The sequence below is a fragment of the Streptomyces sp. NPDC001668 genome, from assembly GCF_042893155.1.
Lineage (GTDB): Bacteria > Actinomycetota > Actinomycetes > Streptomycetales > Streptomycetaceae > Streptomyces.
In genome coordinates this window covers 489,535-513,201 of record NZ_JBIAUQ010000006.1, presented here as the reverse complement: position 1 = coordinate 513,201, position 23,667 = coordinate 489,535, and the positions used below count along the sequence as shown (strand labels likewise).

Here is a 23,667-nt window from a genome sequence, read left to right as displayed (position 1 = left end):
CGAGCCCACTGACCGGACCACAAGGAAGGCCCAGGTCGACGACCTGGGCCTTGTCATGGAGCGGGTGACGAGAATCGAACTCGCGCTCTCAGCTTGGGAAGCTGATGTTCTACCATTAAACTACACCCGCGCGAGACACCGGACGGAACCGGTGTCGAACGCAACGTTACCTTACCTCATGCCAGGCCCCCGGCGCTGAAGCCGTGGGGCCTGGGTGCGTTTGCGGGGTGGGACGGGGCTGCGGGGCGCGGGAGTTGGGGCGTACGGTGGAGGCGTGGGAGAGGGTCCGGGTGGGATCGGAGTGCCGCCTGGAGGGGCGTCCCACCCATCCCGTAATGTGGCTTTTGTCGTCAGGTGAGCAGCAGCCCGACGCGGCTCTTGGGGAAGGGACTCAGGACTTGATGGAGCAGGACTTGATGGAGCGCACCGTCGTCCGTTGTGCCGATGGGCACGTGTTCAGCACCGCTTCGTTCCCGATGCAGCAGGCCGAGCGCCTCGGTCCCGGACGGCTCGTCCGGTGTCCTCGCTGTGCGCGGCTTCGCAGCGTCGTCCAGGTGACCTTGGAGAAGCACTGAAGGCAAGCCATAGAGAGCAGTAGCAGGCGCGCGGGTCCGTCCGATGGTGGCCGGTCCGCGCGCCTTGCGTATCCTCGGGACGTGCTTCTCTCAGACAAGGACATCCGGGCCGAGATCGACGCCGGGCGGGTACGGATCGATCCCTACGACGAATCCATGGTGCAGCCGTCCAGCATCGACGTGCGCCTCGATCGCTTCTTCCGGGTGTTCGAGAACCACCGCTACCCGCACATCGACCCCTCCGTCGAGCAGGCCGACCTGACGCGGCTCGTGGAGCCGGAGGGCGACGAGCCGTTCATCCTGCACCCCGGCGAGTTCGTCCTCGCCTCGACCTACGAGGTCATCACCCTCCCCGACGACCTGGCCTCGCGCCTGGAGGGCAAGTCCTCGCTGGGGCGGCTCGGGCTCGTGACCCACTCCACCGCGGGGTTCATCGACCCGGGTTTCTCCGGGCACGTGACCCTTGAGCTGTCGAATCTCGCCACCCTCCCCATCAAGCTGTGGCCGGGGATGAAGATCGGCCAGCTGTGCATGTTCCGGCTCTCCTCGCCGGCCGAGTTCCCCTACGGCAGTGAGCGCTACGGCTCCCGCTACCAGGGCCAGCGCGGTCCCACCGCCTCCCGCTCCTTCCTCAACTTCCACCGGACCCAGGTATGAGCGCCGCACGGGAGAACCTCACCTACGAGGCGTTCGGCACCGCCGTCCGCGAGCTCGCGCAGACCATCGCGGACGACGGCTACGAGCCCGATGTCGTGCTCTCGATCGCCCGCGGCGGAGTCTTCGTCGCCGGCGGCCTGGCGTACGCCCTCGACTGCAAGAACATCCACCTGGTGAACGTCGAGTTCTACACCGGCGTGGGGACCACTTTGGAGATGCCGGTCATGCTGGCCCCCGTCCCCAACGCCATCGACTTCTCCGACAAGAAGGTCCTCATCACCGACGACGTCGCCGACACCGGCAAGACACTCAAACTGGTGCGCGACTTCTGCCTCGACGCCGTTGCCGAGGTCCGCTCCGCGGTCATCTACGAGAAGTCGCAGTCCCTGGTGAAGTGCGAGTACGTCTGGAAGCGCACGGACGACTGGATCAACTTTCCGTGGAGCGTTCTGCCTCCGGTGAGCAGGTCGGGCGAGGCGCCCAAGGAGAACCGGGAAGCGGTCTGAGCCGCGGGTCTTCGCGGATGCCCGAGGAGGCGCCTACCGGCGGGTCGGCCTTCTCTCGTGGGGCCGTAGCCAGCGGCGAAGTGCCTCTGTGTTCCGCTCCTTGGCGGCCGTGGTCCGGGCGGGCTCGCGAGAGCTCGTGTGGAAGACCCACAGGGGTGACCAGCGCCCGCGCCCACGGGAATCGGTCCAGCGGACCGCGGGGAACCCGGTGATCTCCGTGATGCTGCCGCGGAGGATGGTCCGCGTCCACAGGTATCCGCGAACCGTCAGCTCGGCGTCCCTGCACAAGACGCCGAGCCGGTATCCCCGCACGGCGATGACCACGCAGACGAGCAGCACCGTGCAGCCCGCCAAGCGCGGGTACGCACCGGGGGCCTGGGCCGTGCAGACGAGGCTTCCGGCAGCGGGGACCACGCCCAAGCCGCTGTTGGCCAGGCGGCCCCACCTCGACGGCGCCAGCTCCACGGCGGCTCCTCTCATCCGGTGACCGATCCTCTACTGGCTTCGTCCCGTGGGTACGGCCGGCACTCCTGCCGCCCCGGTGATGGAGAGGGGAGTGATGAGGCCTGCCACCACGGCCTGGACGATGACGTCGTTGGCCGCGCGTTCGCTGCCCACTCCCGCGACGTAGAGCCGGGCGGAGACGATCAAAAGGAGTGCCCACCACGGTGATTGCAGCCAACTGAGGGTGGCTGTCAGGCCCAGGAGGGCGTAGGCGACGTTCTTGCGGAACTCGGCTTCACCCACCGCTCGGTCGTACTCGTTGAACAGGTCGTAGCTGGCGATCAGCAGCTTGGTGCGCAGTTGCCGCGTCTCCCCGAGGATGTCCCGTACCGCCAGGCCGACCACGAGGCGTTCGCCGCGCTCGCGCTCCGGGTTCACGGCCGCGTTGCCCTCGGGTACCGGGCGGGGCAACCGGCCCTGGTCCTGGAGAAAGCTGACCAGGTCGTCGTACGCGAGACGTGACACGCGTGGTGTGAGGGCCGTGCCGCCGCTGCGGAATCTGGCCGCCTTCGGTGCTTCCCGCGCGTTCACGGTGACCACTCGGACGGCGAGCATGGCGCCGATGAGGTAGGCGAGGAAGGCGCCGGACGCGAGCACTCCGGCAGGGCCTATCAGGCCTCCGAGGCGATACAGGGAGGCCCAGACGCCGTGAGCCTGCTGGGGTGTCGGAACGCGGTCCTCCAGGATCAGCCACAGCGTCAGGAGCCAGATGCAGCCTGTCGAGAGTGGTGCTCGGACGTCGCGAAGGCCCGGCAGCAGATTCGCCAGCACATTGTCCCCCTGATCCGTGTGCCGCCCCGCTGGCGGCGGCCTCTGCGGCGTCCCGAGTATCCGAGACATGGCTCCGACCGCGCATCCCCCGTCTCACGCACGGCGAAGGGCTCCCGGTGACAGAACACCGGGAGCCCTTCCGCGTGCCGGGAAGGCTAGAAGGTGCCCAGCTTCACGATCGACAGCAGGGCGATCAGCTGGATCGCCGAGGCGCCGAGGGCCTTCGGCCAGGGGAGGTCGTGGGACCTGGACACCATCAGGGTGAGGAGGGCGCCGGCCGCCACCCAGGTCGCCCAGCCGAGGAGCTGGACGAAGGACGCGTCGCCGCCGAAGAACATGGCCACGATCAGACGGGGGGCGTCGGTCAGGGACATGATCAGCATGGAGAGGCCGACCGTGGGCTGCCACGCGCCGTCGCCGCCGAGCTGGCGGGCCAGGGCGTGGGTGACGACGCCCAGGACGAAGGCGGACAGGACCATGGCGACGGCTGTCGTCAGGACGATCGGGATCGCGTTCGACAGAGTCGCGTTGATCGCGTCCTCTCGGGCGCCCTCGAAGCCGAAGACCGCGAGCAGGCCGTAGAGGAAGGTCACGATGAGGGCCGGGCCCCACATCGTGTAGTCCCGCATCTGCAGGAACGTCTGCTTGGGCGAGAGCAGGATGCCCTTCAGGAGTTCCTTCCAGTGCAGGCGGGGGCCCACGGGCGCCGCCGGGGCCGAGCCCGCGCGGTAGGTGCCGCCCTGGTTGTAGGGGTCCTCGTCGATCGAGAACGCCTGGGTGTGGCCCGGGTTGTTCGCGGCGTACGGGTCATGGCCGCCCTGCGGCTGCGGGGCGCCGCCGCCGTCGCCGAAGTACTCCGGCTCGTCGTAGGCCCCGCCGCCGCCCTGGGTCCACTGACCCGGGTGGGGCTGCGGCGCGGGGGGATAGCCGTACGGCTGTCCCTGGGGCGCCTGCTGCCCGTACGGAGGTTGCTGCGGTCGCGTATGAGGAGCGCCGTTGTCCCGGCCGCGTCCGATCCTGAATCCAGCCACGTCTTCGAACGTACCTGGTCCTGGAGAGTGGTGTACGCGGCCGGGCGTTTCGGGGACGGCTTTGCTGCCGAGCTGTGACATCCCCTAAGGGGGCCCTCAGTCTTCCCTTACGGGGCCGGTGAGGAACGCGGACGTGGAGAACGTGACGGCCGGCCTCGGGCTCACGAGGCCCTTCTCCTCGCCCGCGTAGACCGCGACGATGTCCTTCGTCTCGCTCTGATACGTCCGCACCGCCAGGTCCGCCCGGCCGTCGCCGTCGAAGTCGCCGACCGCGAGGACCCGGGTGGTGCCGGTGGCGGGGGGTTCCACGGTCACCGTCGCCTGCGCGGACAGACCGGCCGTACGGCCTTGGAAGACCCGGAGTCGTGAGCCGCTGGAGACCAGGTCGGACCGGCCGTCGCCGTCGAAGTCGGCGGCGTCGAGCACCGAGCCTGCCGCGGCCAGGCTTCCGCGTACGGCCCCGGGGAGGTCGTAGCGCAGTGACGTTCCGCCCATGGCACCGACCGCCGCGTCCAGAGCCTCGCCCCGGCCGAAGGAGCCGAGGGCCACGTCGATACCGGACGGCAGGACGGCTCCGGTGCGGGTGGGCCCCGCCGGGCCGCCGAGGACCACGGCGGAGGGGCCGGGGCCCTGAGCCGTACGGACGACCAGGTCGTCGTAGCCGTCGCGGTCGACGTCGGCGGCCGGGCCCGTGGGGACCTCGCCGGGCGACTGGATCGGGGCGCCGGCCTCGCTCGGGGCGCCCTTACGGGTGAACGGGCCGCGCAGGTAGGTGAGACGGCCGCCGCTGGCGTGCAGGACGAGGTCCTTCGCGCCGTCGCCGTCGAAGTCGCCGCAGACCGGCTGGTCGGGCCAGTCGTTGCCGACGCGGGCGGCGGGCGGGACGGTGAGGTGTACGGCCTTGCCGGTCAGGCCGGTCGGGGAGCCGAAGAGGATCTGGAGCGGGACCGGGGGCCGGCCCTGGCCGTCGTAGGGCGGGTCGGTGGAGACGACGAGGTCCGTGAAGCCGTCCTTGTCCAGGTCGCAGGTGGCCTCCGCGTCGAACAGGGCGGGGAGTTGGCCGTCGGTGGCCGCGCCCTGCCCGCTCGGGGTGATCAACTGCCGTGTGCCCGGGACGAGTCCGCGCTCGCTGCCGTAGACGACGCCGATGCCGGGGTCGTCGGCGTGGGCCTGCTCCTTGACCAGGTCGCCCAGGACGAGGTCGCGGTGGCCGTCGCCGTTGAAGTCGTCCGCCGTCCTGCTGCCCTTGCCCTTCGGGACGGGGAGCCTGGCGGGGGCGTCGGCGATCTGTACGGGGGTGCGGTCCGCGGATCCGGTGTGCGGGGTGGAACCGCAGGCGGCCAGGAGGAGGGTGCCACACAGGGCCGCCGTACCCACAACACCTCTACGCGCGCGCACCGTTCACCTCGTCAGCATCATTGACAACGACCCCGGCAATGATGCACGTGTTCGACTGGTGGCGACAGCCCCGTACGACCCTGGAGTCAAGTGGTGGACGCGGACGCGGTGTTGTACATCCTGGACCTGTTGCGGCGGGCCGGGGCGGAGGTCTGGGTCGGGGGTGGGTGGGGGATCGACGCGCTGGTCGGCGAGCAGACCCGCCACCATCGCGACCTGGACCTGATGCACCGGCGGGAGCAGGAGCCCGCCGTGGTGGCGGCCCTGGCCGGCGCGGGCTTCGTGGAGAGCCTCGACCTGCGGCCGGTGCGGTTCGTGGTCACCGCTCCCGGCGGACGGGAGGTCGATCTGCATCCGCTGGTCTTCGCCGGGGACGGTTCCGCCGTGCAGGCGTCGGGGGAGCCGGAGCGGCCCTTCACGTACCCGGCCGCCGGCTTCGTGACCGGGAGCATCGGCGGGACGGCCGTTCCGTGTCTGTCCGCCGATCAGCAGGTCTACTTCCACCAGGGGTACGAGCCCTCGGAGCGTGACCGGCACGACATGGCTCAGCTCCGGCGGGTCTTCGGGATCGCCACCCACTTCTGAGCGGAGACCACTTCCGCGCGGGGACCGCACAACGCGGCGCCCCCGGGTCCGGTGGGACCCGAGGGCGCCGAACAGCACCGTCGTGAGCGCTACTTCACCGGCGTCACTTCACCGCGTCACTTCACCGGCTCCGGCTCCGGCTCGCTCTCCGACTCCGCCGTGTCCTGCGGGTCGACCGGCGTCTTCACGGACTGGAGCAGCAGCTGGGCGACGTCGACGACCTGGATCGACTCCTTGGCCTTGCCGTCGTTCTTCTTGCCGTTCACGGAGTCCGTGAGCATGACGAGGCAGAACGGGCAGGCGGTGGAGACGATGTCCGGGTTGAGCGAAAGGGCTTCGTCCACGCGCTCGTTGTTGATGCGCTTGCCGATCCGCTCCTCCATCCACATCCGCGCGCCACCGGCGCCACAGCAGAAGCCGCGCTCCTTGTGGCGGTGCATCTCCTCGTTCCGGAGGCCCGGGACGCCCGCGATGATCTCGCGCGGGGGCGTGTAGATCTTGTTGTGGCGGCCCAGGTAGCACGGGTCGTGGTAGGTGATGATGCCCTCGACCGGGGTGACCGGGACGAGCTTGCCCTCGTCGACGAGGTGCTGGAGCAGCTGGGTGTGGTGGATGACCTCGTAGTCGCCGCCGAGCTGCGGGTACTCGTTGCCGATGGTGTTGAGGCAGTGCGGGCAGGTCGCGACGATCTTCTTCGCGGACTTCGGCTTGGCGGACTCGGCGACCACCTTGCCGTCGTCGTCCAGCTCCTCGCCGAACGCCATGTTCAGCGCCATGACGTTCTCCATGCCGAGCTCCTGGAACAGGGGCTCGTTGCCGAGACGCCGGGCGGAGTCACCGGTGCACTTCTCGTCGCCGCCCATGATCGCGAACTTGACGCCCGCGATGTGCAGCAGCTCGGCGAACGCCTTCGTGGTCTTCTTCGCGCGGTCCTCAAGGGCGCCCGCGCAGCCGACCCAGTACAGGTACTCGACCTCGGTGAGGTCCTCGATGTCCTGGCCGACGACCGGGACCTCGAACTCGACCTCCTTGAGCCACTCCAGGCGCTGCTTCTTGGCCAGGCCCCAGGGGTTGCCCTTCTTCTCCAGGTTCTTGAGCATCGTGCCCGCCTCGGACGGGAACGCGCTCTCGATCATCACCTGGTAGCGGCGCATGTCGACGATGTGGTCCACGTGCTCGATGTCCACCGGGCACTGCTCGACGCAGGCACCGCAGGTGGTGCAGGACCACAGGACGTCCGGGTCGATGACGCCGTTCTCCTCGACGGTCCCGATCAGCGGGCGCTCGGCCTCGGCGAGAGCGGACGCGGGCACACCGGCCAGCTGCTCCTCGGACGCCTTCTCCTCGCCCTCCATCGTCTTGCCGCCGCCGGCCAGCAGGTACGGGGCCTTGGCGTGCGCGTGGTCGCGCAGCGACATGATCAGGAGCTTGGGGGAGAGCGGCTTTCCGGTGTTCCAGGCGGGGCACTGCGACTGGCAGCGGCCGCACTCGGTGCAGGTGGAGAAGTCCAGCAGGCCCTTCCAGGAGAACTGCTCGACCTGGGAGACACCGAAGACGTCGTCGTCACCGGGGTCGGTGAAGTCGATCGGCTTGCCGCCCGACGTCATCGGCTGGAGACCGCCGAGGGCGGTGCCGCCGGTCGCCTCACGCTTGAACCAGATGTTCGGGAAGGCCAGGAAGCGGTGCCAGGCCACACCCATGTTGGTGTTCAGCGACACGACGATCATCCACACGAAGGACGTGCCGATCTTGATCATCGCGACGAGGTAGACGAGGTTCTGCAGCGTGGAGACGCTCAGGCCCTTGAAAGCCAGGACGAGGGGGTACGAGGCGAAGTACCCGGCCTCGTAGCCGTCCACGTGGTGCAGCGCGCCCTCGAGGCCGCGCAGCACGTAGATGGCCAGGCCGATGGTGAGGATGACGTACTCGACGAAGTACGCCTGACCCGCCTTGGAGCCGGCGAAGCGGGACTTGCGGCCGGGGCGGGAGGGCAGGCTCAGCAGCCGGATGACGATCAGGACGGCGATGCCGAGGATCGTCATCACGCCGATGAACTCGATGTACAGCTCGAACGGCAGGAACTCGCCGATGACCGGCAGCACCCAGTCGGCCTTGAAGAGCTGGCCGAAGGCCTGCGCGAGGGTCGGCGGCAGGGTCAGGAAGCCGATGGCCACGAACCAGTGGGCGAAGCCGACGATGCCCCACCGGTTCATCCGGGTGTGGCCGAGGAACTCCTTCACCAGCGTCACGCTGCGGGCGTAGGGGTTGTCGGTCCTGCTTCCGGCGGGCACCGGCTGGCCCAGCTTGAAGTACCGGACGAACTGGCCGATGGCGCGTGCGAGCAGTGCCACGCCGACCACGGTCAGTACCAGCGACACGATGATCGCGGCGAGTTGCATTTCGGGGCTCCTCGGGCCTGCGAGGGGTCTACGAGAGATCCATGACAAGGGACCTCGTCATTACTAAGCGGTAACTTATGCAGTCCGTCTGAGACTACCCCCATCCTCCGCCGCACTGTAGCCGGGCACGGGGTGATCTGAATCGCTGAGGGTTACCTTAAAACCCGATCGTGTTATTCGTGATGAATTGGTACATACGGCGCTAATTTAGGCTCGTGCTCTACGGGATCCTCGCCGCCACCTCCGCCCTGTTCCTCGCCGCCGTGCTCGCCGCCCTGCTGCGGCTGCCCGCCCTGCGCCTCGGGATCGTCGACCGGCGATGGCGGCGGCCCATGCCGTTGTCCGGCGGGGTGGCGGTGGTGGCCGCCACCTGTGGGGTGGCCTTCGCCGGGGACTGGCGGGGTGTCACCCCGCTCGGCCCCGAGGCCGGACGGCTGCTCGTCGCCGGGGCCGCCGTGGCCCTCCTCGGGCTCGTCGCCGACGTACGGCGGGTCAAGGCGCGGTTCCTCGTGGGCGGTACGGCCGTGGCGGCGGCGTGTGTCGTGCCGTACGAGGAGACCGGGGTGGCCGCCGGGATCCTCGCGGTCGGCTGGATCGTCTTCGTCGCCCTCGGGTTCAAGGCGCTGGACCACGCCGACGGGCTCGCCGGGACCGTCGGGGTCGTCACCGCCTTCGGGGCGGCGGCCTGCGCGGCGGCCGAGGTGATGGACGGGCTCGCCGTCCTGCTGAGCGTGCTGGCCGCCGCGCTGACCGGGTTTCTGATGCACAACTGGCATCCCGCGCGCATGGGGCTCGGCGCGTGCGGAGCGCTGTTCACCGGGTTCGTGCTCGCGTCCGCGGCCGTGACGACCCGCGCGGGGCAGGAACTCGGCTCCGGGGCGGGCGTGTTGTTCGCGCTGACGGCGGTGGTGGCCGCCGACGTCGTCCTCGTGGTGCTGGCCCGGCGGCTGTCCGGGCGGCCGCTGCTGAGGGCCGCCCCCGACCATCTCGCCCACCGGCTGCGGCGGCTCGGGCTCACCGTGCAGGGGGCGTCCGTCGTCCTGGGTGTCGCGGCCTTCGCGGGGGTACTCGTCGCGGTTCTCGTGCACCTCGGGTGGATCGCCGCGACCGGAGTCCTCTGGGTCGCCGGGGGCGACCTCGTCGTCGTTCTCGCACTGCTCCGCGTCAAGCCGAACGTGAAGCCCGATCTCAAGTCCCCTGGGGCCCCGCGTCGGGTATCGCCGCAGGTCACAGGCCAGTTGCGTGTAAGGAACGGATAAGAGTTGAGTCCATACGACTCAGGTCTGTTGACCGAGCCGGACGTGTCGTGCACACTTGAGCCTGTTCCACTCAAGTCAGCTGGAGGAATCAACCATGGCACGTGCGGTCGGCATCGACCTGGGCACGACTAACTCCGTCGTCAGCGTTCTCGAAGGCGGCGAGCCCACCGTCATCACCAACGCCGAGGGTGCCAGGACCACGCCGTCCGTCGTCGCCTTCGCGAAGAACGGCGAAGTGCTGGTCGGCGAGGTGGCCAAGCGCCAGGCGGTCACCAACGTGGACCGGACCATCCGTTCGGTGAAGCGGCACATGGGCACCGACTGGAAGATGGAGCTGGACGGGAAGCCCTTCAACCCGCAGCAGATCTCCGCCTTCATCCTCCAGAAGCTGAAGCGGGACGCCGAGTCCTACCTGGGCGAGAAGGTGACCGACGCGGTCATCACCGTCCCGGCGTACTTCAACGACTCCGAGCGTCAGGCGACCAAGGAGGCCGGCGAGATCGCGGGCCTGAACGTCCTGCGCATCGTCAACGAGCCCACCGCGGCCGCGCTCGCCTACGGCCTCGACAAGGACGACCAGACGATCCTCGTCTTCGACCTCGGTGGCGGCACCTTCGACGTGTCCCTCCTGGAGATCGGCGACGGCGTCGTCGAGGTGAAGGCCACCAACGGTGACAACCACCTCGGTGGTGACGACTGGGACCAGCGTGTCGTCGACTACCTGGTGCAGCAGTTCAAGTCCGGTCACGGCGTGGACCTCGCCAAGGACAAGATGGCCCTCCAGCGCCTCCGCGAGGCCGCCGAGAAGGCCAAGATCGAGCTGTCCTCCTCGACGGAGACCTCGATCAACCTGCCCTACATCACCGCCTCCGCCGAGGGCCCGCTGCACCTGGACGAGAAGCTCACCCGGGCTCAGTTCCAGCAGCTGACCGCGGACCTCCTGGAGCGCTGCAAGACCCCGTTCTTCAACGTCATGAAGGACGCCGGCGTCTCCATCAACGAGATCGACCACGTCGTCCTCGTCGGTGGCTCCACCCGTATGCCCGCCGTGGCCGAGCTCGTCAAGGAGCTCACCGGCGGCAAGGACGCCAACAAGGGCGTCAACCCGGACGAGGTCGTCGCCATCGGCGCCGCCCTGCAGGCCGGTGTCCTCAAGGGTGAGGTCAAGGACGTCCTGCTCCTCGACGTGACCCCGCTGTCCCTCGGCATCGAGACCAAGGGCGGCATCATGACCAAGCTCATCGAGCGCAACACCACGATCCCGACCAAGCGGTCCGAGATCTTCACGACGGCCGAGGACAACCAGCCGTCCGTGCAGATCCAGGTCTACCAGGGCGAGCGCGAGATCGCGGCGTACAACAAGAAGCTCGGGATGTTCGAGCTGACCGGTCTGCCGCCGGCCCCGCGCGGTGTCCCGCAGATCGAGGTCGCCTTCGACATCGACGCCAACGGCATCATGCACGTGACCGCGAAGGACCTGGGCACGGGCAAGGAGCAGAAGATGACCGTCACCGGCGGCTCCTCGCTGCCGAAGGACGAGGTCGACCGGATGCGCCAGGAGGCCGAGCAGTACGCGGAGGAGGACCACCGCCGCCGCGAGGCCGCCGAGACCCGCAACCAGGGCGAGCAGCTCGTCTACCAGACGGAGAAGTTCCTCAAGGACAACGAGGACAAGGTCCCCGGCGAGGTCAAGACCGAGGTCGAGTCCGCCGTCGAGGAGCTGAAGGCCGCGCTCAAGGGCGAGGACACCGCGGAGATCCGCACCGCGACCGAGAAGGTCGCCGCGGTCTCCCAGAAGGTCGGCCAGGCCATGTACGCCGACGCCCAGGCCGCGCAGGCCGCCGGCGGCGAGGACGCCGGTGCCTCCCAGGCCAAGGCGGACGACGACGTCGTGGACGCCGAGATCGTGGACGACGAGCGCAAGGACGGTGCCGCGTGACGGAGGAGACCCCGGGCTTCGACGAGAAGCCCGACGTCCCCTCCGGCGCCACCCCCGACGACGCCGAGCCGAAGGCCGCCGACCCCTCTTCGGAGGCGGGGGCGGCCCCGGCCGGGGACGCAACAGCGCAGATCGCCGGCCTGACGGCCCAGCTGGACCAGTCGCGCAAGGCGCTCGACGAGCGCACCGCGGACCTCCAGCGCCTCCAGGCCGAGTTCCAGAACTACCGCCGCCGGGTGGAGCGGGACCGGATCACGGTCAAGGAGATCGCCGTCGCGAACCTCCTGACCGAGCTCCTGCCCACGCTCGACGACATCGGCCGCGCGCGGGAACACGGGGAACTGCTCGGCGGGTTCAAGTCCGTCGCGGAGTCCCTGGAGACCGTCGCGGCGAAGATGGGCCTTCAGCAGTTCGGCAAGGAGGGCGAGCCCTTCGACCCGACGATCCACGAGGCCCTGATGCACAGTTACGCGCCCGACGTCACCGAGACGACGTGCGTGGCGATTCTGCAGCCTGGGTATCGCATCGGCGAGCGCACCATCCGCCCCGCGCGGGTGGCCGTGGCCGAGCCGCAGCCGGGCGCGCAGACGGTCAAGGACGAGTCCGAGGCCGGCGAGGAGAAGGACAACGGCCCTGAGGAGGGCTGAGATCGCAGGGCATGAGCGGAAGGAGGGACGCTGAGGATGAGCACCAAGGACTTCATCGAGAAGGACTACTACAAGGTCCTCGGCGTCCCCAAGGACGCCACCGAGGCCGAGATCAAGAAGGCGTACCGCAAGCTCGCCCGCGAGTTCCACCCGGACGCCAACAAGGGCAACACCAAGGCCGAGGAGCGCTTCAAGGAGATCTCCGAGGCGAACGACGTCCTCGGTGACCCCAAGAAGCGCAAGGAGTACGACGAGGCCCGCGCTCTCTTCGGCAACGGCGGCTTCCGCCCGGGGCCGGGCGGCGCGGGCGGCTCCTTCAACTTCGACCTGGGCGACCTCTTCGGAGGCGGCGCCCAGGGCGGGGGCCAGGGAGCCGGCGGCTTCGGCGGCGGACTCGGAGACGTCTTCGGGGGCCTGTTCAACCGGGGCAGCTCCGGAACCACGCGCGTCCAGCCCCGGCGCGGGCAGGACATCGACACCGAGGTCACCCTCAGCTTCACCGAGGCGATCGAGGGCGCGACGGTCCCGCTCAGGATGTCCTCGCAGGCCCCCTGCAAGGCCTGTTCGGGCACCGGCGACGCCAACGGCAACCCGCGCGTGTGCCCGACCTGCGTGGGCACCGGCCAGGTGGCCCGGGGCTCCGGGGGAGGCTTCTCGCTCACGGACCCCTGCCCGGACTGCAAGGGCCGGGGCCTGATCGCGGAGAACCCCTGCGAGATCTGCAAGGGCTCCGGGCGGGCCAAGTCCTCGCGCACCATGCAGGTCCGCATCCCGGCCGGGGTGTCGGACAGCCAGCGGATCCGGCTGCGCGGGAAGGGGGCGCCCGGTGAACGCGGCGGCCCGGCGGGCGACCTGTACGTCACCGTGCACGTCGACACGCACCCCGTCTTCGGCCGCAAGGGCGACAACCTCACGGTGACGGTCCCGGTGACCTTCTCCGAGGCGGCGCTCGGCGGCGAGGTCAAGGTGCCGACGCTGGGCGGCCCCTCGGTGACGCTGAAACTGCCTCCGGGCACGCCCAACGGCCGCACCATGCGGGCGCGGGGCAAGGGCGCGGTCCGCAAGGACGGCACCCGGGGCGACCTGCTGGTCACCGTAGAGGTGAGTGTCCCGACCGAGCTGTCGGGGAAGGCTCGTGACGCGCTCGAGGCGTATCGCGAGGCGACCGTGGGTGAGGATCCACGGGCGGAGCTGTTCCAGGCCGCGAAGGGAGCATGATTCGAGTGGACGGTCGTCGACGCAACCCGTATGAACTGACCGAGGAGACCCCGGTCTACGTCATCTCGGTGGCGGCCCAGCTCTCCGGCCTGCACCCGCAGACCCTCCGGCAGTACGACCGCCTCGGCCTGGTCTCCCCGGACCGCACGGCCGGGCGGGGCCGGCGCTACTCGGCCCGCGACATCGAACTGCTGCGCACCGTCCAGCAGTTGTCGCAGGACGAGGGCATCAACCTCGCCGGCATCAAGCGCATCATCGAGCTGGAGAACCAGGTCGCGGCGCTGCAGTCCCGGGTGGCCGAGCTCCAGGCGGCCGTCGAGGGCGCCGCGGCGGCCATGCAGCAGCGCGAGGCGGCGGTGCACGCGTCGTACCGCCGTGACCTGGTCCCGTACCAGGAGGTCCAGCAGACCAGCGCGCTGGTGGTGTGGCGGCCCAAGAGGGCGAAGGACTAGGCGGACATGGGGAAGGGGCCCGGAGATCTCTCCGGGCCCCTTCTCGTGTGCCGGGTCAGAACTCGTACTCCCAGATGCCGTACGCCGCCGAGCGGGCCACGGTCTCGGCGCCCGCGGAGTCCAGGAGGACCACGCGGTAGTAGTACAGGTTCAGCCTGTCCCCGTTGACCGTCTTGTCCATGTATGAGTTGGCGTCGCCCATCGCGCCCTCGGCCAGGGTGGCGTAGGCGTTCGCCGCCGGGTCCCAGCGCTCCACGCGGTAGCCCGTGAACCGGGAGCAGTCGCCGAGGCCGGAGCTCTCGGAGCAGTCCACGGACAGGTCCGGGTAGCTGTCCTCACGGACCTCGGTGCCCGTCCAGCCGGGCGGCCGGGTGTCGGGCAGGGTGACGGAGAGCTCGGCGGGGTGGAAGGCCTCGGGGCCGGCGTACCAGGGGATCAGGGGGGAGCCGTCCGTGGCGGCCACCTTGTAGGTGTGCGTGGCGCCGTCGGGGACCGTCGGGCAGAGGATCTCTGTCGCGGCCAGGGACTCGCCGGTCCAGCAGTTCTCCTTCCACTCCGTCTCGCCGGTGTCCGGGTCCGTGACGCCCTGCCACACCTTGTAGCCGGTGACGTCGTCGTCGGCGGGCGGTGTCCAGGTCAGGCGCACACCGAGCGGGATCCGCTCGGCGGCCAGGTTCTCCACCGGAGCCGGGCGCACGGTGTCCGGCGTGGTCGCGGTGGCGGCTGGGCCGGGCCGCGACTCATGGCCGTACGGGTCGATCGTCGTGACCGTGTAGTCGTACGTCGTCTCGGAGGCGCCGGAGACGTCCCAGCAGACGCCGTTGATCTGCCGGGGGCCGGCGTAGTCGGGGGCGTCGCCGGTGTTCCAGGTCCAGTACGTCTCCGGGTCCGTCAGCGGCAGGTCCTGCGAGTTGTTGGGCTTGCAGGCGGCCACCGCGCTGCGCTCGCCGGTCGCCTTGTCGGTGCGGACGATCCGGTAGGTGAGCAGGGGCCTGTCCTCGCCGAAGGTCCATGGGTCGGCGCTGCTCCACTCGATCATCACCCCCTCGTCGAAGCGGTTCGCGGTGGTGCTGAACGGCGCGATCGCCTCGGGCCGGTCGGCCATGGTGAGCGTGACCTCCACCGGGGCGGCCGCGTTGCCCTTCGCGTCCACCGAGCGCACCGCGTACCGGTAGCTGTCGGCGACCGCGAGCAGCTGACGCGGCACCACATCGGTCCCCGTGGTGGTGGTCGGGGTGTTGCCCGTGGCTCCGGGCAGCGCGTCGAGCCAGTCGCCGGTCGCCCGGTCGTACTGGAGGACCTGGTACGAGGCCGCTCCGTCGACGGCCGACCACACCAGGTGCGGCACGCCGGCCCGGTACTCCACCCGGGCGTCGGCGGTGGTCGCCGGCGGGGTCATGTCGAAGGTGGTGAAGGTGGTCGCCGCCGAGTACACGGACCAGTTGCCGACGGCGTCCCGCGCCCGTCCCCGGTAGGTGACCTTGCTGCCGTCGGCGGCCTGACCGGTGTCGCAGACCGCGCCCTTGGCGCCGGTGTACACGGTGGACCAGGTGTTCGTGGCCGGGGCGAGCCGCTGGAGCTGGTACTCCGCGATGTCGGCCCGGTTCTCGGCGGTGGTGACCATTTCCGGGGCCGCGTAGGGCTGGTCGTCCGGGCACGCGTCCATCTCCAGGAACGGCGCCGCGGGCGGAGTCGTGTCCACGGTGGTGACGGGCTGGTCGGCGGTGCCCGACGACTCGTTGCCCGCCTTGTCGTAGGCGCGGACCTCGTAGTAGTAGGTGGCGCCGGTGGGCGGCGTGCTGTCGGTGTACGACGTGCCGGTCGTCGTCGTGACGGGCTTGCTGCCGAACGACGTGCCCTTGAGCCGCCGGTACAGCTTGTACCCGGCGAGGTCCATCTCCTTGTTCTTCGCCCAGGCGACCTTGGTCTTGCGGGTGGTCTTGTCGTACGTCACCGAGGTGCCGGTCGGGACGAGGGGCTTGACCTTGTCGACGTCGGCCGAAGTCCTGGGCGTGTAGGTGACCTTGACCTTGGCGGTGCCGGTCCAGTTGGCGTAGTCGATGCGCAGGGTGTGCTTGCCGGAGGGGATCGTGGTGTTGACGGTCTTGCTCACCGTCGTGGACGTGTTCTTCCACAGGTCGATCCTGCGGACGCCGTCGACGTACACGCGGATGCCGTCCAGGCCGGTGGCGTTGAGTGCGAAGGGGCCGCCGGAGCCGAAGTCGCGGGTCACGCTCCAGCGGACGCCGAAGGTGTCCTTCGGGAGGCCGGAGGCGGGGGCGCCGCTCCAGCTCTGGTCGATCGCGTTGTCGCAGTCCGTCTTCTTCGGGGTGCCGGAGAAGGAGGTGTTCGCGTAGAACTGCCGCTTGAACACGGGGGAAGTGCAGGTGGTCGTGGCCGAGGCGGGAGCGGCCATGGTGGTGATCAGCCCACCCGCGGTGGCCAGCACCAGGGCGCCCGCCGTTGTACGACTGACAGGGTTCATTCGTGCCTCTTGCTTCGAGCGATGAAAGGGGACGGCCGTGGGATGCGACCCTCAGACCACGTCCGGCCTGATCCGGTAGGAGTGCGCGGCGGCCGTCTCCGTGCCGTCGCTGCGGAGACCGACGATCCGGTAGTACGAGATCTGGCCGAGCGGCTGGGTCTTGTCGAGGTAGGTGTAGCGGGAGGCGTCGGGCACGGCCGACACGGTGTCCAGCGGTTCGTAAGTGCGGGTGGCCGGGTCCCAGCGGCTGATCTTGTAGGCCGTGATGTCGGCGCACACCTCGCCCTCGCAGCGCCAGTCGAACTCGAGGATGTCAGAGGTCCACGTCCAGCCCCCGCCGCCCAGCAGTGGCGCGTGGTCAGCGTCAATGGGCTCGGCCGGCGTCGTGTCCAGCTCTGTTGCGGACACGGTGGGGACGGACGGGTCGGTGACGGACAGCGAGTTGCCCCACTTGTCCCTGGCTGTCACGGCGTAGACCAGCGTCTCGCCGTCCGGGATGTCCACGCAGAGCAAGCCCCGGGCGTCACCGGTAGCGCTGTAGCAGCTGTCGAGCCACCGCACGGTCCCGTCGTCCCGACGTGTGCCGATCCATCCGTCGTAGGAGGCGATGTCGTCGTCGACGGGCGGGTTCCAGCGCAGCACCATCCCGTCTGCCCGGGGAGTGGCGGTCAGACCCGTGAGGGGAAGTGGCGCGGTACGGTCGGCGGTCGTTGCGGTGACCGTCGTGGAGACGGCCGACGCGTTGCCCTTGCCGTCGGTGAGGATGACGCCGTAGGTGTATGCGGTGTCGAGTTCCCAGTCGAGATCCTGGCATCCGAACGTGGAGTGGTCCTCGCTACCGCCTGTGCTGTGGTCCGGATAGTCGCAGGCGACCTTGACCGCGTCCGCGCCGAGCGCCGTTCCCTTCGAACGCAGCACAGTGAAGTGCGCACCATTGGTGAGCTCGTCGCTCGTGCGATCCCGCGGCGCGTCCCAATAGAGGTCGACCGAGCCGCCGTAGACCACTGCCCGCAGGTTCTGCGGTGCCTCCGGGGCGGTGCGGTCGATGCCGTCCGCGGTGACCGGGGCTGAGTAGGGGCTCCAGTTCGCCGCGGAGTCCTGGGCGCGCACCACATACGTGTGGGTGGTCCCTGTCTCCGGAACACCAAACGTGTGGGATGTCCCCGCGAGCTCCTTGACCAGGATGTCGGAGCCTGTGGCCGGGTCCTTCTCGTACAGCTCGTAGCCGGTCGCGTCCGCCACCGCGTTCCAGGCGACCACCATTCCGTGCAGGTCGGCGTGTGCGGTGAGCCCGGAGGGCGCGGCGGGTCCGGTCCGGTCGACGGTGGTGACGGCCTGGTCGGCGGTGCCGCCGGACTCGTTGCCGGCCTGGTCGCGGGCGCGGACCTCGTAGTAGTAGGTGTCGCCGGCAGGGGGTGGGCTGTCGGCGGCGGAGGTCGAGGTGGTGGCGCTCACCTTCTGCCAGGTGCCGCTCCCCTTGAGACGGCGGTACACGCGGTACTCCGCGAGGTCCATCTCCTTGTTCTTCGCCCAGGCGACCCTGGCCTTGCGGGTGGTCTTGTCGTACGTCACCGAGGTGCCGGTCGGGACGAGGGGCTTGACCTTGTCGACGTCGGCCGAAGTCCTGGGCGTGTAGGTGACCTTGACCTTGGCGGTGCCGGTCCAGTTGGCGTAGTCGATGCGCAGGGTGTGCTTGCCGGAGGGGATGGTGACGTTGGCGGTCTTGGTGACTGTTGTGGAGACGTTCTTCCAGAGGTCGATCCTGCGGACGCCGTCGACGTACACGCGGATGCCGTCCAGGCCGGTGGCGTTGAGTGCGAAGGGTCCGCCGGAGCCGAAGTCGCGGGTCACGCTCCAGCGGACGCCGAAGGTGTCCTTCGGGAGGCCGGTGACGGGGGCGCCGCTCCAGCTCTGGTCGATCGCGTTGTCGCAGTCCGTCTTCTTCGGGGTGCCGGAGAAGGAGGTGTTCGCGTAGAACTGCCGCTTGAACACGGGGGAGGCGCACGACACGGTCGCCGAGGCGGCGGACGTCGTCAGGGTGACGAGGGTGCCGGCGGTGGCGAGGACGACGGCGGTGGCGGTCGTCCGTCTGGCTGACTTCATTCGATCCTCTGGTCGTACAGGGAACAGCAGTTGTGGGGCTGCTGTGATCACGACTCGCGAGGTGTGAAGTTGGTTGTACTAGTGTTCGCCCCAAGTCTTCACACCGTCGGCGGAGAGTGGCGTTGCGCACTCGTTAAGTGATTCCGCTTGACGTCGGTGGGCGGCCCCGCGTTGGCTTTTCAGACACATGGGCCGCAATGCCGCGCCCGCGTCCGGAAAGCACCAGAAGTGAGCAGCCCCATGCGTCGTATCGCCATAGCCGTGGCCGCGTCCACGATGACCCTCTCGCTGGCCGCCTGCGGGGCGCTCGGCGCCGCGAGCGGGACCGAGGCGAGCCCGACCAAGGGCAACGACATCACCGTGGGCGTGCTGATGCCGGAGAAGACGAACACCCGCTACGAGGAGTTCGACTACCCGATCATCAAGAAGAAGGTCGCCGAGCTCACGAACAAGCAGGGCAAGACCATCTACGCGAACGGCGAGGCCAACGCCAAGAAGCAGGCCACGCAGATGCAGCAGATGATCGACGAGAAGGTCGACGTCATCCTGCTGGACGCGGTGGACTCGCACGCCATCGCGGGCATGGTGCAGAAGGCCAAGGACGCGGGCATCCCGGTCGTCGCCTACGACCGGCTCGCCGAGGGCCCGATCGACGCGTACGTCTCCTTCGACAACGAACTCGTCGGCGAGGTGCAGGGCCGCTCCCTCGTCGAGGCGCTCGGCTCCGGCATCGACACCTCCGACAAGATCGTCATGATCAACGGCTCGCCGTCCGACCCGAACGCCGGGCAGTTCAAGGCGGGCGCGATGTCCGAGCTCAACGGCAAGCTGACGATCGCCAAGAGCTACGACGTCGACGGCTGGAAGCCGGAGATCGCGCAGAAGGACATGACCGAGGCGATCAGCGCGCTCGGCAAGGGCAACATCAAGGCCGTCTACTCCGCCAACGACGCCATGGCCGGCGCCGCCATCCAGGCGATGGAGGACGCGGGCATGACCAAGATCCCGCCGATCACGGGCCAGGACGCGGAGCTGGCCGCGGTGCAGCGGATCGTCTCGGGCGAGCAGTACATGAGCGTGTACAAGCCCTACCCGGACGAGGCCGAGGCCGCCGCCGAGATGGCCGTGACGAAGATCCAGGGCAAGGGCATCCAGTTCGACGCCCTCGCCACGGACAGCGTCGACAGCCCCACGAACAAGGACATCCCGGCCCAGCTCGTCCAGGTCGTCGCCCTGACCAAGGACAACATCAAGAGCACGGTCGTCAAGGACGGCATCTACACCGTCAAGGACATCTGCACCTCGCAGTACAAGAGCGCCTGTGCGGCGGCGGGCCTGCAGTAACCGGTAACCGGTGCGACGGAGGGGCCGCAGGGGGATTCCCCTGCGGCCCCTCCGCACTGTCACGCCACCCGTGTGAACTCCACCGTCACCTCGGGCGACCCGCCCGCGACACCCCGGTAGATCCCCTTGTGCGGGGTCACGTCGTCGTAGTCGCGGCCCCGGGCCACCACCACGTGGGTCTCGTCGGCGCGGACCCGGTTGGTGGGGTCGTAGCCGCACCAGTCGCCCGCCCAGTACTCGATCCAGGCGTGGCTCTCCCCGGCGACGGGCCGGTGGAGTTCGGGCTCGCGCTCCGGATGGAGGTAGCCGGAGACATAGCGGGCCGGGAGGCCGACGCCCCGGAGCAGGGCGACGGTGAGGTGGGTGATGTCCTGGCAGACGCCCGCGCCCTGCTCCCAGGCCTCCGCCGGGGAGGTGTTCACGCTGGTCGCGCCCGGGAGGTACGACACCCGGTCGGCGACCAGGTCCGACACCGCGACCGCCGTCTGGTGCGGGTCGAGGCCGGCCGCCGCCTTCCGGGCCTTCTTGACCAGCTTCGGCGGGACCGTCGTACGGCCCGTCGGGCTCGCGAACTCCAACAGGCGCGAGTGCGCGACGCGTTCGGCCACCTCGGCCCAGGTGGGCGCGGCCGGCAGCGGTTCCGGCGGGGCCGTCTCGACCAGGCTGGAGGCCGTGATGGTGAGATGGCCGTGCGGGTCCATCAGGTCGAAGCCGGTGACCTGGGTGCCCCAGTAGTCCCAGTACGACCAGGTGGGCGTCGTCGGGCTGACGGTGACCCGGGCGTCCAGGGTGGTCTGGCCGGGCAGCGTCAGCGGGGTCATGCGGACCTCGTTGTGGGACGAGGCCGCCGGCTGGGCGTAGGAGACCTCGGTGACATGCTTGATGCGGAGCCTGCGAGTCACCTCACGCTCCTTCCTGGGCCCACTCGACGGGCCCCTGGTACGGGAAGAACCGCTCCGCCACCGCCTCCGCGGAGGCCATGCACGCGGTCTGCAAGTCCCTGAGCAGCAGCGGGAGCTGCTCCTGGAGGGCGTGCAGGTCGAGGTATTCGAGGCGGGTGCGCATCCGGCCGATCGGGCGGCGCGCGGGGTCCTGGCGGGGGCGGCCGAGCGCGGTCAGGCACTCCTCCGCCGTCGTCAGCGCGTGCAGCGCGGAGCGCGGGAAATCCCGGTCCAGGAGCAGGAACTCCGCCACCCGGGGGGTGTCGCCGAAACCGCCGTACACGCGCGCGTACGCCTCGTCGGCGCCCGAGGCGCTCAGCAGGGTCGGCCAGTCGGGCGCGTGGGCCGCGTCCAGGACCCGCACCGACAGCAGCCGCACGGTCATGTCGACCCGCTCCAGGGAACGGCCCAGCACGACGAAGCGCCAGCTGTCGTCACGGCTCATGGTGGAGTCGGCGAGCCCGAAGAAGAGGGCCGAGCGCCGCCGTACGAGCTCCAGATAGGCGTAAGGGCCGGTACGGCGGGCCGCGAGCCGCTGGTCGGCCAGCGCGTGCCAGGTGGAGTTCAGGCACTCCCACATCTCCGAGGAGACGGCCTCACGGGCGCTGCGGGCGTTCAGCCTCGCCGCGCCGAGCGCGCCCTCGATGGAGCAGGTCGAGCGGGCGTCGAAGGCGAGCTGGTCGAGGACCTGCTGCATGTCGACCCGGGTGCCGCCCGCGTCGACGCCGAGGATCGCGTACAGCGCCCGGCAGGCCACGTCCTCGTCGCGCCACGGGTCCTCCAGCATCCGGTGGAGGTAGGCGTCGAGGATCCGGCCGGTGTTGTCCGCCCGCTCGACATAACGGCCGGTCCAGGTCAGTGCCTCGGCTATCCGGGAGAGGATCACGTCGTTCACTGCTGCTGCGCCCCTTCCTGTACGACGTCGGCGGTGCCGTCGGGACCGTGCTGGCGTGGGGCGATGTCCAGGTGCGTACTGCTGTCCGGGGGCGGGGGCGGTTCCGCGGGGCCCTCGGCGAGCACCCAGGTGTCCTTGGAGCCGCCGCCCTGGCTGGAGTTGACGATCAGGTTGCCCTCCTGGAGGGCCACCCGGGTCAGGCCGCCGGGCAGGACCCAGATGTCGTTGCCGTCGTTGACGGCGAAGGGGCGCAGGTCGATGTGGCGGGGCGCCATGCGGTCGCCCGCGAGGGTGGGGGAGGTGGACAGGGCGACGGGACGCTGGGCGATGAAGCCCCGGGGGTCCGCGGCGACGGCCTTGCGGGTTCTCTCCAGCGTCTCGCGGTCGGCCTTGGGCCCGATGACGATGCCCTGTCCGCCGGCCCCGTCGACGGGCTTCACGACGAGCTGGTCGATCTGGTCGAGGACGGCTTCCAGCTGGCCGGGTTCGTCGGGCCGGAAGGACTCCACATTGGGGAGAATCGGTTCTTCGGAGAGGTAGTAGCGGATCAGGTCCGGGACGTACGTGTAGAGCAGCTTGTCGTCGGCGATGCCGTTGCCGACCGCGTTGGCGAGGGTGACATGGCCCGCCATGGCCGCGCCGAGGATGCCCGGGCAGCCGATCACCGAGTCGGGGCGGAAGTGGAGCGGGTCGAGGAAGTCGTCGTCCAGGCGCCGGTATACGACATGGACGGGCACCTCGCCGCGGGTCGTGCGCATCCACACCCGGTTGCCCCGGCACACCAGGTCGTGCCCCTCGACCAGCTGCACGCCCATCAGCCGGGCGAGCAGGGCGTGTTCGAAGTAGGCGGCGTTGCTGGGCCCGGGGGTCAGGACCACCACCCGGGGGTCCTGGACGCCGTCGGGGGCGGCTGCCCGCAGCGCGGCGAGCAGCTTCTGCGTGTAACCGTCGACGGGGAGCACGTGCTGCCCGTCGAAGAGGGAGGGGAAGACGCGGGTCATGGCGCGCCGGTTCTCGATGACGTACGACACCCCGCTGGGCACCCGGACGTTGTCCTCCAGGACCCGGAAGTCGCCCTGCTCGTCCCGTACCAGGTCGATGCCGGCGACGTGGATCCTCACCCTGTTGACGGGCTCGAGCCCGTGCGCGGCGCGGTGGAAGTGCGGGGAGTTCAGCAGCAGCCGCCAGGGCACCACACCGTCCTCGAAGGCGCGGGCGGGCCCGTAGGCGTCGGCGAGGTAGGCCTCCAGGGCCCTGACTCTCTGGCTCACCCCGCGTTGTACGAGATCCCATTCGAGGGCGTCGAGGATCCGGGGCACGAGGTCCAGCGGCCAGGGCCGCTCCTCGCCCGCGAAGGCGTAGGTCACGCCTCTGTCGGTGAACGCCCGGGCCATCTGGTCGGCCCGGAACCTGAGTTCACTCGGTTCGATCGGCTGGAGCGCCGCCAGCACCGGCTCGTAGGCGGTCCTGACCTCGCCCGGCCGCTCGAACATCTCGTCCCACGCGTCGGCCAACGCGTACGCGTCAAATATGTCCGCCATGAGCTGACGTTAAGTGCGGCACGTAACGGGGTGATCACTGCGTGGTTTCCGGGAGTTGACGCACGGGGCGGGTGGGGGAAGCGGGCCGGCGGAGGCCGTCGTACGCGGTCGCGGCGCGGGTGGCGGCCACCGGGTGGGACAGCTCCGAGGGCCAGGGCGAGAGCGACTGGGGCGTGGGTGGCGGGTGTTCCGGTGGGTTTTCCTGCCTCTGGCTCGAGGGGCGGGTTCACGAGGCACTCGTGAGGGTGGCGGCGCCGTCGTCAGCTTGTTGCAGACGGACCGGCCAAGGCCCCGTAGGTAAGGGGGTATACCGGCCGTTTTCCCCGCCTGCGGCCCGAGGAGCCGTGTTGCGGAGCCGGTCCGGGCCGCGCATAGTTGCGGAGCCTAGGGGGCTTCGACGCCCCGGTGGGGAACAGG

At 69.8% G+C, this 23,667-nt stretch carries 19 protein-coding genes and 1 tRNA gene; 9 read left to right on the top strand and 11 right to left on the bottom strand.

The features are described from left to right. Nucleotides 1–56 precede the first annotated feature (56 nt). Nucleotides 57–130: transfer RNA gene (locus ACFYZ8_RS21955), tRNA-Gly, on the bottom strand. Nucleotides 131–656: 526 nt separating this feature from the next. Between ACFYZ8_RS21955 and dcd the strand changes: the two genes are divergently transcribed. Together dcd and ACFYZ8_RS21945 are read left to right on the top strand one after the other, a co-directional pair. After that, complete coding sequence (dcd, locus tag ACFYZ8_RS21950) at nt 657–1,232, top strand: dCTP deaminase (protein WP_359039902.1); 576 nt, start codon at nt 657–659, stop codon at nt 1,230–1,232. Beyond that, nucleotides 1,229–1,738 (top strand): phosphoribosyltransferase, encoded by a 510-nt coding sequence (locus ACFYZ8_RS21945; protein WP_388537741.1) that lies wholly within the window; start codon nt 1,229–1,231, stop codon nt 1,736–1,738. The genes dcd and ACFYZ8_RS21945 overlap by 4 nt, the downstream gene beginning before the upstream one ends. A gap of 33 nt (nt 1,739–1,771) precedes the next feature. Here the strand turns inward: ACFYZ8_RS21945 and ACFYZ8_RS21940 are convergent, their stop codons facing one another. From ACFYZ8_RS21940 to ACFYZ8_RS21925, 4 genes are all read right to left on the bottom strand, one after another. Further along, entirely contained in the window at nt 1,772–2,218 is a 447-nt protein-coding gene (locus ACFYZ8_RS21940; protein WP_388537739.1) for a hypothetical protein, read from the bottom strand. Nucleotides 2,219–2,233: 15 nt separating this feature from the next. Then, entirely contained in the window at nt 2,234–3,013 is a 780-nt protein-coding gene (locus ACFYZ8_RS21935) for a hypothetical protein (protein ID WP_388537738.1), read from the bottom strand. A gap of 155 nt (nt 3,014–3,168) precedes the next feature. Further along, nucleotides 3,169–4,125 (bottom strand): YIP1 family protein, encoded by a 957-nt coding sequence (locus ACFYZ8_RS21930; RefSeq protein ID WP_388537736.1) that lies wholly within the window; start codon nt 4,123–4,125, stop codon nt 3,169–3,171. 15 nt (nt 4,126–4,140) lie between these two features. Next, a complete protein-coding gene (locus ACFYZ8_RS21925) occupies nt 4,141–5,421 on the bottom strand; it encodes an FG-GAP repeat domain-containing protein (protein ID WP_388537735.1) in 1,281 nt (426 codons plus the stop codon). A gap of 114 nt (nt 5,422–5,535) precedes the next feature. Here ACFYZ8_RS21925 and ACFYZ8_RS21920 point away from each other — a divergent pair, with 114 nt between their 5' ends. Next, nucleotides 5,536–6,027 (top strand): nucleotidyltransferase domain-containing protein, encoded by a 492-nt coding sequence (locus ACFYZ8_RS21920; protein WP_388537769.1) that lies wholly within the window; start codon nt 5,536–5,538, stop codon nt 6,025–6,027. 116 nt (nt 6,028–6,143) lie between these two features. Here ACFYZ8_RS21920 and ACFYZ8_RS21915 read toward each other — a convergent pair whose 3' ends face one another. Then, a complete protein-coding gene (locus ACFYZ8_RS21915) occupies nt 6,144–8,426 on the bottom strand; it encodes a (Fe-S)-binding protein (RefSeq protein WP_388537733.1) in 2,283 nt (760 codons plus the stop codon). Between the two features lie 215 nt (nt 8,427–8,641). On the opposite strand from ACFYZ8_RS21915, the gene ACFYZ8_RS21910 reads away from it, so the two are divergent. From ACFYZ8_RS21910 to ACFYZ8_RS21890, 5 genes are all read left to right on the top strand, one after another. Next, nucleotides 8,642–9,685, top strand: coding sequence for an MraY family glycosyltransferase (locus tag ACFYZ8_RS21910; RefSeq protein WP_388537732.1), 1,044 nt, complete (start codon nt 8,642–8,644; stop codon nt 9,683–9,685). Nucleotides 9,686–9,779: 94 nt separating this feature from the next. Next, nucleotides 9,780–11,624: a molecular chaperone DnaK gene (gene dnaK / locus ACFYZ8_RS21905; RefSeq protein ID WP_359039886.1), complete on the top strand. Its 1,845-nt coding sequence runs from the start codon at nt 9,780–9,782 to the stop codon at nt 11,622–11,624. After that, on the top strand, nt 11,621–12,271 hold the full coding sequence (gene grpE / locus ACFYZ8_RS21900; protein ID WP_359039884.1) for a nucleotide exchange factor GrpE: 651 nt from the start codon (nt 11,621–11,623) through the stop codon (nt 12,269–12,271). Before dnaK ends, grpE begins: the two co-directional genes overlap by 4 nt. Before the next feature lie 36 nt (nt 12,272–12,307). Further along, nucleotides 12,308–13,489, top strand: coding sequence for a molecular chaperone DnaJ (gene dnaJ / locus ACFYZ8_RS21895; RefSeq protein ID WP_037900884.1), 1,182 nt, complete (start codon nt 12,308–12,310; stop codon nt 13,487–13,489). A 5-nt stretch (nt 13,490–13,494) separates the two neighbouring features. Then, a complete protein-coding gene (locus ACFYZ8_RS21890; protein WP_123762115.1) occupies nt 13,495–13,941 on the top strand; it encodes a heat shock protein transcriptional repressor HspR in 447 nt (148 codons plus the stop codon). A gap of 55 nt (nt 13,942–13,996) precedes the next feature. On the opposite strand, the gene ACFYZ8_RS21885 is transcribed toward ACFYZ8_RS21890, so the two are convergent. Beyond that, complete coding sequence (locus ACFYZ8_RS21885; RefSeq protein ID WP_388537730.1) at nt 13,997–16,426, bottom strand: PA14 domain-containing protein; 2,430 nt, start codon at nt 16,424–16,426, stop codon at nt 13,997–13,999. A gap of 51 nt (nt 16,427–16,477) precedes the next feature. After that, on the bottom strand, nt 16,478–18,529 hold the full coding sequence (locus tag ACFYZ8_RS21880) for a PA14 domain-containing protein (protein WP_388537728.1): 2,052 nt from the start codon (nt 18,527–18,529) through the stop codon (nt 16,478–16,480). 240 nt (nt 18,530–18,769) lie between these two features. Here ACFYZ8_RS21880 and ACFYZ8_RS21875 point away from each other — a divergent pair, with 240 nt between their 5' ends. Then, entirely contained in the window at nt 18,770–19,873 is a 1,104-nt protein-coding gene (locus tag ACFYZ8_RS21875; RefSeq protein WP_359039875.1) for a substrate-binding domain-containing protein, read from the top strand. 59 nt (nt 19,874–19,932) lie between these two features. On the opposite strand, the gene ACFYZ8_RS21870 is transcribed toward ACFYZ8_RS21875, so the two are convergent. The 3 genes from ACFYZ8_RS21870 to ACFYZ8_RS21860 are packed head-to-tail and all read right to left on the bottom strand — an operon-like array spanning nt 19,933 to nt 23,250. Further along, entirely contained in the window at nt 19,933–20,775 is an 843-nt protein-coding gene (locus ACFYZ8_RS21870) for a transglutaminase domain-containing protein (protein ID WP_388537726.1), read from the bottom strand. Between the two features lies 1 nt (nt 20,776). Further along, nucleotides 20,777–21,709 carry an alpha-E domain-containing protein gene (locus ACFYZ8_RS21865; RefSeq protein WP_359039871.1) on the bottom strand — a complete coding sequence of 311 codons (933 nt, stop codon included), beginning with the start codon at nt 21,707–21,709 and terminating at the stop codon, nt 20,777–20,779. Beyond that, nucleotides 21,706–23,250, bottom strand: a complete 1,545-nt coding sequence (locus tag ACFYZ8_RS21860; protein ID WP_359039869.1) for a circularly permuted type 2 ATP-grasp protein — start codon at nt 23,248–23,250, stop codon at nt 21,706–21,708. Before ACFYZ8_RS21860 ends, ACFYZ8_RS21865 begins: the two co-directional genes overlap by 4 nt. Nucleotides 23,251–23,667: the final 417 nt, after the last annotated feature.